Raw genomic sequence first — 12,187 nt, 5'->3', positions numbered from 1 at the left:
TTCAGCCAGAACTCAAAAAACACTACCCCGGCGGCCACTGCATGTGGCGGCCGCCAAGGACATGCAGATGCAGATGGGGAACGGTTTCCCCTCCATCAGATCCATTGTTGATCACGATGCGGTAGCCGTTTTCGGCTAAACCTTCCTGCCTGGCCGTTGATGCGGCAGCGGCAAGGAGAGTGCCCAGGAGAGCGATGTCGGAGGGGGCCGCCTCATTGATCCGGGGAATACAGCGCTTCGGAACCACCAGGAAGTGGACGGGTGCCTGCGGTGCGATGTCGCAGAAGGCGATCCAGTCTTCTCCCTCGGCTAGGATCGTGGCCGGGATTTCGCGCGAGGCGATCCTCTCAAAGAGTGTCATAGCGCCAAATTGTCCTTGATCCTCAGTGAGGAATTGTTTCCTAACTTAGTTGGATCTCGAGGGCCTCTCCGAGGCGCGACTCACCGGCGGCCTGCCCATGCTGACGGATGAATTCCACGATCTCCGCGCGGAGACTCTGCACGCTCCTGCGGCGCCTGCCCATACCCATGAGACGCACACATCCCGAGAGATCATGGATCTCTAGCCGTGCGGCCCTGGAACTTGCGGCGCGTTGGAGTTGTTCTCCCAAGAGGCCGAAGAAGGCCAGTTCGTAGCAATCCCCCGCCTCACGAGCCAGTTCGGTGAGAGAGAGGCTGACCGGTGGATCGGGTAGGCGGAAGTGCATTGCCACATCATGGAACCCGAGCGACTCCAGGACATGGAGGACGGCCTCCATGAGGCTTGGGATCTCCACGGTGGTGGCCTCGAAGTCACGGTGCAGATAGACCGAGACGCTCTCGGCGATGTGCTCGGCGAGCCACCAGCGATGATGGCCAGCCTGTTCCGCCGCACTCATGATCGACGCGGTGATCCAGCGCTTGTCGAAAGTCGCGCTCCTTCCATCGGGAAGGGTCACCAGCGGCATGCCATCGAGGAGTGCTATCATGGGCGGATGGCTTAGTTGGAAATCTTGTTGAAGAGCTCCTTCTGGTCTTCGGAGACCGGGGCGCGACGTTCCAGAGACTGGATCTCCTCAATGAATTCTCCTATATCTTCGAAGCGCCGGTAGACCGAGGCGAAGCGCACATAGGCCACGGGATCCACCGCGTGAAGACGTTCCATGACCTTGGCACCAATGGTCTTGGTGGAGATTTCTCGATCTTGGCCGGACTCAAGATCACTGATGATCGCATGAACGGATTCCTCCATGATATCGAGAGAGATAGGGCGCTTCTCGCAGGCCTTGATGAGGCTCCCGAGGAGCTTCTGGCGGTCGAATGGCTCCCTCCTCCCGTCCCGCTTCACGGCTAGGAGCTCCACCCGCTCGATCTGCTCGTAGGTTGTGAAACGGCTTTCACAGGCGATACACTCCCTACGCCGGCGGATACTCGTGCCATCCTTTGAGAGACGGGAGTCGATGACTTTATCGTCTTGGGAGGAGCACTTGGGGCAAAGCATTGTGTAAAACCAGAAGTCTTCTTTAAATTCACCACAAGATATTGTGGTTGGAAAGATAAAAGACTCTCTGGGAGGCAGCCCGCAGGGCGAGTCGAAGCAGAGGTAATCCAGAGCGTAAAACCGTGTTCTCCAGTTCCAATCCGAGATCCTCTCCGGCGTAGAGGACACGCGCCTTGCGCATGAGTCCACGAGCAAGATCCTTTTAGAGTCGATAGTCTCTCTGCTCGTTGGCGTCGGCCACAGTGGACTTGGCAACTCGTTCTCGAAAACCAAGACAGTCGAGGGCTTTGCTTCGTGCGTTGAGACAGGTGGCGATATCGCGCAGCCCCTCCAGGTCAACTGCGCAAAGGCCATTCAGATCAACAGTTGAAGACACCCAAAATGACACCGGCTTGAGGGTCTGCGGGTCACCGTCCCGGTAAGGTCCGAGGCATCTCATGGTTCCACGTGAAAACAACAAATGATTGACTTCGATCATATCCGCCAAGAGACTGGTTGGCCATGCGTGTTGCCAAACACATCGTTGAGGCCCGTCGTTCGCGGCTGACAGAGCTCCTTCTTGAGCGCGGTTACCTGCCGATCAGCGACCTCTGCGAGGAGTTGGGCGTCTCCGAGGCGACAGCCCGCCGTGACCTCACCGCACTGGAGAGTGAGGAGAGGATCACCCGTACCTACGGCGGGGCGCTCGGTGAATTCAACGCGACCTTCACCTCCTTCCGCGAGCGTCTCCACGAGGGAACCGATGCCAAGGGATCCATCGCCCGCGCGGCGGCCTCGCTGATCAGGCCCGGAATGCGCGTCTATCTTGATGCCGGCACGACCGCTTTTGCGATCGCCCAGGAACTGCGGCGCCATCTGCCCGAGCAGCTCACGGTCATCACCAACAACCTCGCCCTTCTGGAAACACTCGGCTCCCTGCCCGGAGCGAAGACGATCCTGCTGGGCGGCCAGCTTCTTGAGCGCCAGTCGGTCCTGCTTGGCAACGAGGCGGTGAAGGCCGCGACCCTGCAGCAGGTCGACATTGCCTTTCTGAGCGCGCAGGGAATGAACGCGCAGGGGCTCTGGAATTCTCAGCGTGATATCATCCGGCTCCAGCAGGCCGTGATGAAGCGGGCGGGCCGCTCCTGCTTCTGCCTCGACCGTACCAAGCTGGGCCACACCGCCCCCGAGCATCTCGCATCATGGCCGAAGATCCACACCTTGGTCAGCGATCTTTCGCTTCCCGAACTCCGCCAGGCCGGCATCACCCTCAAGCCCGGCGTCCTTCTCCACTCCAACTCCTAACCTCAACCCTTGGAAGCGCTGATTTCATCCCCAGACCCAAAAAACATCCGTAGAAAGTCGAGTATTACCCCATCACCAATAACCCATCACCAATAACCCAAACCACATGAGCACCCAAGACATCATCCTCATCGCCAACGGCGATCTCCGCGCCTCCGCCAACCAGAAATGCGAGGAGGCACAGCAGGCCATGGAGGCGCTGCTGATCAAGGCCGTCCAAAAGGAAGGCCGCACGATCCGCCGCGGTCACGGCTTCGATGCGAAGAAAGGCCACAGCTTCATCGACAGCCAGAAGTACGGCATGGAGGTCTTCCGAAACATCCCCAAGGACGCCCCGATCATCGTCGCCGAGGCTGTCTGGCAGTACAGCCACCATCTCCTGCAGGGACTCCTCACCCATCAGGGTCCGATCCTGACCGTCGCCAACTGGAGCGGCACATGGCCCGGCCTCGTCGGCATGCTCAACCTCAACGGCTCCCTCACCAAGGCGGGCGTGAAGTACAGTACGCTCTGGAGCGATGACTTCGGCGACGAGGCGTTCCTCAAGGGACTCCGCTCCTGGCTGACCACCGGCAGCGTCACCCATGCCACCCCTCATGTGAAGGCCTACGAGAAGGCCGGCGTTCCCGCCGATGCCGAGAAGCTCGGCACCGAGTTCGCGAGGAAGTTCCGCGACCACAAGGAGATCATGGGTGTCTTCGACGAGGGTTGCATGGGCATGTACAACGCGATCATTCCGGACGAGCTCATCCACAAGACCGGCGTCTTCAAGGAGCGCCTCAGCCAGTCCGCGCTCTACGCCAAGATGCTCACCGTCAAGGATGAGGAGGCGCGCGCCGTCTACCAGTGGCTCCTCGACCGCGGCATGACCTTCAAGCTCGGCACCAGCGAGGAGAACGACCTCACCGAGAACCAGATCCTCCAGCAGTGCAAGATGTACATCGCCGCCGTCCGCATCGCCGAGGAGTTCGGATGCGCCACGATCGGCATCCAGTACCAGCAGGGCCTCAAGGACCTCGCCCCAGCCTCCGACCTCGTCGAGGGACTCCTCAACAACGTCGAGCGTCCCCCCGTTTATGACGAGGTGACCCGCAAGGAACTCTTCGCCGGCGAAGCGCTTCCCCACTTCAACGAGGTGGACGAGTGCTCCGGTCTCGACGGGCTCATCACCTACAAGCTCTGGCGCCAGCTCGGCTTCGCGCCTGAGAACACACTCCACGATCTCCGGTGGGGCCGGCATTACAAGGGTCCCGGCGGCAAGAATCTCTCCGAGACCCTCGACGCCTATGTCTGGGTGTTCCTCATCTCCGGCGCCGCACCTCCCGCCCACTTCATCGGCGGCTTCAAGGGGACATCGAGCGAGCGCCAGCCCTCCATGTACTTCCGCCTCGGCGGCGGTACCGTCAAGGGCGTCAGTAAGCCGGGCTGGATCGTCTGGAGCCGTATCTTCATCGACGGCGGCGAGCTCTGCTACGACACAGGCCTCGGCGAGATCGTGGAGCTGCCGCAGGCCGAGACCGAGGATCGCTGGAAGCTCTCCACGCCGCAGTGGCCGATCATGCACACCATCCTCCCCGGCATCAGCCGCGACGAGATGATGGCCCGCCACAAGGCCAACCACATCCAGGTCGTCTACGCACCCGACAAGGAGGGCGCGAAGAAGGGCCTCTTCGCCAAGGCTGCCGCAATGCGCGAACTTGGCATGAAGGTCGCCATCTGCGGGGAGATCTGATCACCACTGGACCAGTTAAAACGTTAAAAAGTCGAAAGGTTAAAACGGATCCACCGTCCGCCTGCTTCCTCACGACTTTTTCACTTTCTCAATCATGTCTTCCGAACTCACCCAGAAACTCATCGGACTCTGTCACGACCTTGGCCGCGAGGAGCGCGGGATGGCGATCCTCGGCGAGGGGAACGCCTCGACCCGTGTCGATGACGAGACCTTCCTTGTGAAGGCGAGCGGACACTGCCTCGGCACGCTTGGCGAGCCGGGATTGACCCTCTGCCGCTTCTCGACCCTGCTTCCCCTGCTTGAGGGAACCTGGGCCGACGAGGACGTGGAGCGCCTGCTGCTTGAGAGCCGTGTCGACAAGAACGCCGCGAAGCCCTCGGTCGAGGGGCTCTTCCACGCGTATCTCCTGTCGCTTCCGGGTATTTCCTACGTCGGGCATGTCCACGCCATCGCGGTGAACCAGATCCTCTGCTCCCCCCGTGCGGAGGAGTACGCCACCAAGCGGACCTTCCCCGACGAGATCGTCTGCTGCGGCACCGAGTCGGTGCTCGTTCCCTACACCGATCCCGGCGTCCATCTCGCCCGCGCGATCGCTTCGGGGGTGAAGCAGTATATGGAGCGCCACGGGGAGCCGCCGCGCATCATCCTGCTCCGGAACCACGGGATCATCGGTCTCGGCGGCAGCCCCGCCGGCGTGATGGCCTCGCTCATGATGGCCGAGAAGGCGGCGAAGATCTTCGTCGGCGCCGCGGCGCTGGGAGGCCCCGTCTTCCTCACGCCCGAGAACGTCGCCCGCATCTCGGGCCGCTCCGACGAACACTACCGCCGCAAGGTGTTGAAGCTCTGACGAGCGGAAGAGGCTATTAGGCTGAAGACTTTTAGACTGTTAGGAAGAACCAAGAATCCAAAACCCAAAAAGAAACCATATTCGCGAGACGGGTCTTCCTTCATACGCACAGCCTCTGACCTAACAGCCTTCAGTCTAAACCCCTTCAGCCTTACTCGCCCCCATCACATGTCCACCCACTCCCACTATCTGGCCATCGATCTCGGTGCCGAGAGCGGCCGTGTCATGCTTGGCACGCTCTGGGAGGGGCGTCTGACGCTGGAGGAGATTCACCGCTTCTCCAACTCGGCCGTGACGATCAAGGGATCGCGCCGCTGGGATCTGCTCCATCTCTACGCGGAGATCGTGGAGGGCCTGAAAAAAGCGGGAGCCCGCGAATTGCCGATCCGGTCGCTGAGTTCCGATTCCTGGGGTGTCGACTATGCGCTCTTGAAGGGCTCCGAGCCGTTTCTGGGAGTTCCCTACCAGTACCGTGACGAGCGGACGGACGGTTCCTACGAGCGCCTCGGCGATGTGACGAGGGAGGAGATCTACGCGACGACGGGCATCCAGTTCATGACCCTCAACACGCTCTGCCAGCTCCATACGGATCTGCTGCAGCGCCCCGAGATCCTGAATTTCGCGGACCGATTCCTGCTGATCGGCGACACGATGAACCATCTCCTCGGAGGCGATCCCGTGGCCGAGGAATCTCTCGCCAGCACGACCCAGCTCTTCGATCCGGCGAAGCATGACTGGGCCCGCCCTCTCATCAGGCGCCTCGGACTCCCCGAATCGATTTTCCCGAAGGTCGTCCCTTCCGGCACCGTCATCGGAACCCTCACGGAGGAACTCCAGTCCGAGACTCGTCTCGGTCAGGTGAAGGTGGTCGCCAGCTGTTCGCACGACACCGGGGCCGCAGTGGCGGCTGTTCCGGCAAGCGAAGACGAGGGATGGGCCTACCTCAGCTCCGGCACCTGGTCGCTCCTCGGCGTCGAGTCGCCGACTCCGGTGCTGACGGAGGAAGCAAGGAAGCTCCAGTTCACCAACGAGGTTGGCTACGGGGGAACCATCCGTCTTCTCAAGAACATCACGGGACTCTGGATCCTTCAGGAATGCATGCGCTTCTGGCGCGAGAGCGGCCATGAGCACACTTACACCGATCTCGTGAGCATGGCCCTTGGTGGGTGCGATCGCCCGCTGCATTCTCGAGAGCCTCTCCCTGCTCTACCGCAAGAGCCTCTCCGAGCTGGAACAACTCACCGGCAAGCCGATCAAACGACTCCACATTGTCGGAGGCGGCACCCGCAACGAACTTCTCAACCAGTGCGCCGCCAGCGCCACCGGGCGGAAGGTCATCACGGGCCCCGTCGAGGCGACGGCCGCGGGGAACATCCTTATCCAGGCCATCGCCGGAGGAGCCGTCTCCTCGCTGGCGGAGGCCCGGGCCATCGTGGCCCGATCCTTCCCTCAGAATACCTACGAACCGCAGGAACCCGCGGTCTGGGAAGCGGCCTATGGACGCTTCACGGCCCTGCCATGAAGTGACGTTAAAATCGTTAAAAATGTCTAGTTGTTAGAAAGTTCAAAAACCTAAACCTACAAACCCTGAAATCCAAAAATTGCAGCCCATCGTCACGTTCTAACGCTTCAACCTTTCACCTTTTAACCTCAAACACCATGCCCTACCAACCACTCCCCAACCTCTGGGATGACGCCAAGGCCTCCAAGCTCGATCCCGTCGACCAACTCGTCTACCGCTCCAACCTGCTCGGCTCCGACCAGCGCATCACCAACACCGGAGGCGGCAACACGTCCTCCAAGATCATGGAGAAGGATCCCCTCACCGGCGAGATGGTCGAGGTGCTCTGGGTGAAGGGCTCCGGCGGCGATCTCCGCACCTCCAAGCGCGAGAACTTCTCCTCCCTCTATCAGGAGAAGCTGATCGGTCTGCAGAAGAGCTATGGCGCCCGTGCCGACAAGGGGCTGAAGTCCCAGGCCGAGGACGACATGGTCGGCGCCTACGCCCACACCACCTTCAACCTCAATCCCCGCCCCTCTTCGATCGACACGCCGCTCCACAGCTTCCTCACCGGTAAGCATGTCGACCACATGCACCCGAACGCGATCATCGCCGTCGCCGCAAGCCGTCGTTGCCAGGAGCTGACGAAGGAGATCTTCGGTGGCGAGATGGAGTATGTCGGCTGGATGCGCCCCGGCTTCGAGCTCGGCCTCGCCATGCAGGAGATCGAGAAGAAGAATCCCACAATCAAGGCCATCATGATGGGTCAGCACGGCTTCATCTCCTGGGATGACGATGCCAAGACCTGCTGCGCGAAGACCCTTGCCTTCATCGACAAGGCCGCTGCCTACATCGAGGAGAAGCATGCCGCCAAGGGTGGAGACGCCGCCGCGTTCGGCGGTGCCAAGTACCAGTCGCTCGACGGGGAGGCCCGTGACAAGGCTTTCGCCGCCATCCTTCCCTGGCTCCGCGGTCAGGTCAGCCAGCAGAAGCGCTTTGTCGGCACCGTCCAGTCCGACGAGAAGATCCTCCGCTTCGTGAACTCCAAGGATGCCGCCCGCCTCGCCGAGCTCGGCACCTCCTGCCCGGATCACTTCCTCCGCACGAAGATCAAGCCCCTCTACGTCGACTGGAATCCGCAGACCGAGGATGTCGCGGCACTCAAGGCCAAGCTCTCCGCCGGCCTCGACGCCTACCGCGCGGACTACGCCGCCTACTACGACCGCTGCAAGCACGCGAACTCCCCCGCGATGCGCGATCCGAACCCGACCGTCATCCTCATCCCCGGACTGGGAATGGTCGCGTGGGGCAAGGACAAGAGCGAGAGCCGCGTCACCGCGGAGTTCTACAACTGCGCCGTCGAGGTCATGCGCGGCGCCGAGGCGATCGACGAATATGTCTCACTGCCCCAGCAGGAGGCCTTTGACATCGAGTACTGGCTCCTTGAGGAGGCCAAGCTCCAGCGCATGCCCGCCGAGAAGGAACTCGCCCGCCAGATCCACATCGTGATCGGCGCCGGATCCGGCATCGGCAAGGAGACCGCCCGCCGCCTCGTGAAGGAAGGGGCGCACATCGTCTGCGTCGACCTCAACCAGGCCGCCGCCGAGGCGACCGCCAAGGAGATCACCGACAAGTATGGCATCGGCATCGGTGTCGCGGGCACCGGAGTCAGCGGCTGCGGCCCGGCCATCGGATTCGGAGGCAACATCACCGATCGTGCCAGCATCCGCGCGATGCTTGACCAGGTCGCCCTCGCCTACGGCGGATTCGACGCCATCGAGGTCACCGCGGGCATCTTCGTCCCGAGCGACACGACCGGCCACATCCCCGATGACAAGTGGGCCCTCACCTTCAACATCAACGTCACCGGCAGCTACCTCGTCGCCGACGAGGCCTCCAGGACATTCAGGGAACAGGGACTGCGCGGCGCCATGGTGCTCACCACCAGCGCCAACGCAGCCGTCGCCAAGAAGGGCAGCCTTGCCTACGATACCTCCAAGGCCGCCGCCAACCACCTCGTGCGCGAGCTTGCCATGGAGCTTGCTCCGCTTGTCCGCGTGAACGGCGTCGCCCCGGCGACCGTCGTCCAGGGGAGCGCGATGTTCCCTCGCGACCGGGTCATCGGCTCGCTGGCCAAGTACAACATTCCCTACACCGACGACGAGGAGACCGAGTCGCTCGTGAGCAAGCTGGCGCAGTTCTACGCCGACCGCACCCTCACGAAGGCCCCGATCACCCCGGCCGATCAGGCGGAGGCCTACTTCCTCCTCGTTAGCCAGCGCCTCAGCAAGACCACCGGCCAGATCATCACGGTCGACGGCGGCCTCCACGAGGCCTTCCTGCGGTAGCAGATTTGCGGGTTGCTCGGATGAATTGTCATCCGGATGACCCCTTTCTGTGCTAATAGTCTAATGGCCTTCAGCCTAAACCCCTGATTCTTCGTGCGCATTTCCCTCTTCGTTCCCTGCTTCGTCGACCAGCTCTACCCGAAAGTGGCCTGGTCGGTGGTGCGCGTGCTCGAGGGACTGGGCCACGAGGTCCTCTTTCCCGAGGGCCAGAGCTGCTGCGGGCAGCCCCCATTCAACTCAGGCTACTGGGACGAGGCCCGGTCGGCGGCCCGCGTCACGATGAAGGCCTTCCGCGATGCCGAAGTCGTGGTCGGGCCTTCCGGCTCCTGCGTTACGATGATCAAGGTCTTCTACCCCGATCTCTTCAAGGGGGAGCCCGATGAGCTCGAGGCACGGGAATTGGCTGCAAAGACCCACGAGTTCTCGAGCTTCCTTGTGAATGTGCTCGGCGTCACCGATGTCGGGGCCAAATTCGAGGGGAAAGTGACCTTCCACGACGGCTGCCACGGACTGCGTGAGCTCGGGATCAAGAGTGAACCGCGTGCCCTGCTTTCTAATGTGAAGGGACTGGAGTTGGTGGAAATGTGCGAAGCCGAGACTTGCTGTGGCTTCGGAGGCACCTTTGCCGTCAAATATGCCCCGATCTCGACCGCTATGGACGAGGTGAAGTGCGCTTCGATCCTTGAGACCGGCGCCGACACCGTGGTCTCCAACGACTCCAGCTGCCTGATGCAGATCCGCGGGATGCTCGAGAAGGAGAAGAGCGGCATCCGCAGCCTTCACCTCGCGGAAATATTGGCATCGAAGTAACCCATGGCCACGCAGTCCGCCGATTTCCAGACGCTTTCCCGCCGCTACACGGCGGACAAGGGCTTCCGTGCCTTTATTCAGAAAGGCATGAGCGGCTACTACCTAAAACGTGACCAAAACAAGGCCAACTTTCAGGACTGGCAGGGGGCCCGAGACCTTGCCGCTGAGATAAAGTACGAGGCGGTCAACCATCTGGACAAATACCTCCTCGAGTTCGAGCAGAAGATCACCGCTCGCGGTGCCAAGGTCTTCTGGGCCCCGAACGCCGAGGCAGCCCGGGAATACATCCTCAAGGTAGCCAAGGAGAACGGCGTCCGCTCCATCATCAAGTCCAAGACGATGACCAGCGAGGAGATTCACCTGAACGATGCCCTCGAGAAGGAGGGCTTTGGCGTCTTCGAGTCGGATCTCGGCGAGTACATCGTGCAGCTCCGCAAGGAGGCTCCCTTCCACCTTGTCTTCCCCGCGATGCACCTCACGCGGAGGCAGATTAGCGATCTCTTCCAGAAAGAGCTGGGTTCCGAGCCAACAGATGAGCCCGAGAAGCTGACCATGATCGCGCGCGACGTGATGCGCCGGAAATACTGCGAGGCCGACATGGGCATCAGCGGCACGAACTTCGCCGTGGCGGAGACCGGCATGATCTCCATCACCGAGAACGAGGGGAATGCCCGCCTCACCACCTCGCTTCCCAGGATCCATGTCGCCCTGCTCGGCATCGAAAAGGTGCTCCCGAAGCTCGAGGATCTCTCCCTCTTCCTGCCGATGCTCGCCACCGCCGGAGCCGGGCAGACCATGACCTGCTACAACACCATGTACTCGGGCCCCCGCCAACCGGGCGAGCCTGATGGCCCCGAGCAGATGCATATCGTCCTTCTGGACAACCGCCGCACCGAGCTCCTCGCCGATGCCGAGCAGCGTGATTCGCTGGGGTGTATCCGCTGCGGAGCTTGTTTGAATGTCTGTCCCATCTTCAAGAACGTGGGCGGCTACAGCTACGGAACCACCTACGGCGGTCCGATCGGCTCGGTCATCACGCCTCACCTGCGAGGTCTTAAGGACTGGAAGCACCTCTCCGCCGCCTCCTCGCTCTGCGGCGCGTGCACCGAGGCCTGCCCGGTGAAGATCGACCTGCACCATCACCTGCTGCAGAACCGCCGCAATGGTGCCAAAGCCTCCCCGGCGGTCGGTGAGAAAGTCGCTTTCGGAGGCTTCTCACTTATGATGGGGCATCCCGCCCTCTATCGCCTGGCCGTTGTCTTCGGGCGTGTCTTCCAACCGCTTCAGGGTTTGGTGAACGGGACGATCCTCGATCCGCTTCGCGCCTGGACCGGCTCACGGAAATTTCCCACGCTGGCACCCCAGTCCTTCCACGAGCAGTGGAAGAAACAACGAAAGGGCAAGCCATGACCGGAGGACGCGCCATCATCTTGGGTCGGATCCGCGAGGCCCTGCGCAATAATCCGGCACCTCGTCCGCATACCTCGCACTCTCAGAGCGAAGCTGCTGCTGATCACAACGGCCATGCACAGCGTGAGTGGCTCCCTAAGGTTGGGGAGACACTTCCAGAGCGTATCGATCTCTTCGCCAAGATTTCTGAGGGGCTGACAACCGAGTTCCACCGGGTTCCGACGGTTACCGCAGCACGCGAGCTGTTCACGAAGATCGCGGGTGAGAGCGGATGGAAGAAGATAGGCAGCCACTCCCATCACGATACGGATGCCCTGCTGGAAGGGATTGGTCTTCCCGTTGTCAGGACAGAGAAGGGTTATTCGATCGACGACCTCGAGTCATGCGATGCTGGTTTGACCGGCTGTGAGGTTCTTGTTGCCCAGACCGGTGGCATCATGGTCTCTGTTGAGAGTGCCGGAGGCCGGGCTCTCTCTGTCCTTCCGCCCCATCACATCGTGATAGCCAGAACCTCCCAGATAGTTCCCGACCTCACTGCTGCCTTTGAGTACGTGAAGCAGAAATATGGGAAGCAGTTTCCCTCATTCATCTCCTTCATCACCGGTCCATCGCGCACCGGCGATATCGAGCGCATCCTTGTTCTGGGAGCTCACGGACCGAAGCGTCTGACGGTTTTATTGATCGATTAGTCAGTCGCTGACCAAGGCTTTCGAGAGAGTAGAATCTTTTTCATCCGGGGTTGGGTTTTCCCGGGATTGTAAAAAGTTTCCCTGAG

The 12,187-nt window shown here is 61.4% G+C and carries 12 protein-coding genes and 1 pseudogene; 8 read left to right on the top strand and 5 right to left on the bottom strand.

Annotation, left to right across the window (positions count from 1 at the left end; translation table 11 throughout):
* Positions 1-22: 22 nt before the first annotated feature.
* Genes K8R57_08250 through K8R57_08230 form a run of 5 tightly spaced genes read right to left on the bottom strand, consistent with a single transcriptional unit; the run spans position 23 to position 1,919 of the window.
* Complete coding sequence (locus K8R57_08250; GenBank protein MCE9588289.1) at positions 23-361, bottom strand: HIT domain-containing protein; 339 nt, start codon at positions 359-361, stop codon at positions 23-25.
* 40 nt (positions 362-401) lie between these two features.
* Positions 402-968, bottom strand: a complete 567-nt coding sequence (locus tag K8R57_08245) for a hypothetical protein (GenBank protein ID MCE9588288.1) — start codon at positions 966-968, stop codon at positions 402-404.
* A gap of 11 nt (positions 969-979) precedes the next feature.
* Positions 980-1,480, bottom strand: a complete 501-nt coding sequence (gene nrdR / locus K8R57_08240; protein MCE9588287.1) for a transcriptional regulator NrdR — start codon at positions 1,478-1,480, stop codon at positions 980-982.
* A 28-nt stretch (positions 1,481-1,508) separates the two neighbouring features.
* Positions 1,509-1,661: a hypothetical protein gene (locus tag K8R57_08235; protein MCE9588286.1), complete on the bottom strand. Its 153-nt coding sequence runs from the start codon at positions 1,659-1,661 to the stop codon at positions 1,509-1,511.
* A gap of 21 nt (positions 1,662-1,682) precedes the next feature.
* A complete protein-coding gene (locus tag K8R57_08230; GenBank protein MCE9588285.1) occupies positions 1,683-1,919 on the bottom strand; it encodes a hypothetical protein in 237 nt (78 codons plus the stop codon).
* A 62-nt stretch (positions 1,920-1,981) separates the two neighbouring features.
* Here K8R57_08230 and K8R57_08225 point away from each other — a divergent pair, with 62 nt between their 5' ends.
* The 8 genes and pseudogenes from K8R57_08225 (at position 1,982) to K8R57_08190 (ending at position 12,101) form a co-directional block, all read left to right on the top strand.
* Entirely contained in the window at positions 1,982-2,764 is a 783-nt protein-coding gene (locus K8R57_08225) for a DeoR/GlpR family DNA-binding transcription regulator (GenBank protein MCE9588284.1), read from the top strand.
* A 106-nt stretch (positions 2,765-2,870) separates the two neighbouring features.
* Complete coding sequence (locus K8R57_08220; protein MCE9588283.1) at positions 2,871-4,496, top strand: fucose isomerase; 1,626 nt, start codon at positions 2,871-2,873, stop codon at positions 4,494-4,496.
* Between the two features lie 94 nt (positions 4,497-4,590).
* Entirely contained in the window at positions 4,591-5,343 is a 753-nt protein-coding gene (locus tag K8R57_08215; protein MCE9588282.1) for a class II aldolase/adducin family protein, read from the top strand.
* A 168-nt stretch (positions 5,344-5,511) separates the two neighbouring features.
* Positions 5,512-6,865 (top strand): annotated as a pseudogene (locus K8R57_08210) (rhamnulokinase).
* 137 nt (positions 6,866-7,002) lie between these two features.
* A complete protein-coding gene (locus tag K8R57_08205; protein MCE9588281.1) occupies positions 7,003-9,192 on the top strand; it encodes a bifunctional rhamnulose-1-phosphate aldolase/short-chain dehydrogenase in 2,190 nt (729 codons plus the stop codon).
* 93 nt (positions 9,193-9,285) lie between these two features.
* Positions 9,286-10,002: a (Fe-S)-binding protein gene (locus tag K8R57_08200; GenBank protein ID MCE9588280.1), complete on the top strand. Its 717-nt coding sequence runs from the start codon at positions 9,286-9,288 to the stop codon at positions 10,000-10,002.
* 3 nt (positions 10,003-10,005) lie between these two features.
* Positions 10,006-11,412 carry an iron-sulfur cluster-binding protein gene (locus K8R57_08195; protein MCE9588279.1) on the top strand — a complete coding sequence of 469 codons (1,407 nt, stop codon included), beginning with the start codon at positions 10,006-10,008 and terminating at the stop codon, positions 11,410-11,412.
* Positions 11,409-12,101 (top strand): LUD domain-containing protein, encoded by a 693-nt coding sequence (locus K8R57_08190; protein ID MCE9588278.1) that lies wholly within the window; start codon positions 11,409-11,411, stop codon positions 12,099-12,101. The genes K8R57_08195 and K8R57_08190 overlap by 4 nt, the downstream gene beginning before the upstream one ends.
* Positions 12,102-12,187: the final 86 nt, after the last annotated feature.

Source organism: Verrucomicrobiota bacterium (assembly GCA_021413925.1).
In the GTDB taxonomy this organism is placed as follows: domain Bacteria; phylum Verrucomicrobiota; class Verrucomicrobiia; order Chthoniobacterales; family UBA6821; genus UBA6821.
Note: the sequence above shows the minus strand (reverse complement) of the source record. Positions and strands in the feature narration are given on the sequence as shown.

What these genes read in the sequence shown, in the direction of transcription:
- K8R57_08250 (MCE9588289.1), bottom strand. Translation starts at nt 361, where the DNA reads ATGACACTCTTTGAGAGGATCGCCTCGCGCGAAATCCCGGCCACGATC.
- K8R57_08245 (MCE9588288.1), bottom strand. Translation starts at nt 968, where the DNA reads ATGATAGCACTCCTCGATGGCATGCCGCTGGTGACCCTTCCCGATGGA.
- nrdR (MCE9588287.1), bottom strand. Translation starts at nt 1,480, where the DNA reads ATGCTTTGCCCCAAGTGCTCCTCCCAAGACGATAAAGTCATCGACTCC.
- K8R57_08235 (MCE9588286.1), bottom strand. Translation starts at nt 1,661, where the DNA reads ATGCGCAAGGCGCGTGTCCTCTACGCCGGAGAGGATCTCGGATTGGAA.
- K8R57_08230 (MCE9588285.1), bottom strand. Translation starts at nt 1,919, where the DNA reads ATGAGATGCCTCGGACCTTACCGGGACGGTGACCCGCAGACCCTCAAG.
- K8R57_08225 (MCE9588284.1), top strand. Translation starts at nt 1,982, where the DNA reads ATGCGTGTTGCCAAACACATCGTTGAGGCCCGTCGTTCGCGGCTGACA.
- K8R57_08220 (MCE9588283.1), top strand. Translation starts at nt 2,871, where the DNA reads ATGAGCACCCAAGACATCATCCTCATCGCCAACGGCGATCTCCGCGCC.
- K8R57_08215 (MCE9588282.1), top strand. Translation starts at nt 4,591, where the DNA reads ATGTCTTCCGAACTCACCCAGAAACTCATCGGACTCTGTCACGACCTT.
- K8R57_08205 (MCE9588281.1), top strand. Translation starts at nt 7,003, where the DNA reads ATGCCCTACCAACCACTCCCCAACCTCTGGGATGACGCCAAGGCCTCC.
- K8R57_08195 (MCE9588279.1), top strand. Translation starts at nt 10,006, where the DNA reads ATGGCCACGCAGTCCGCCGATTTCCAGACGCTTTCCCGCCGCTACACG.
- K8R57_08190 (MCE9588278.1), top strand. Translation starts at nt 11,409, where the DNA reads ATGACCGGAGGACGCGCCATCATCTTGGGTCGGATCCGCGAGGCCCTG.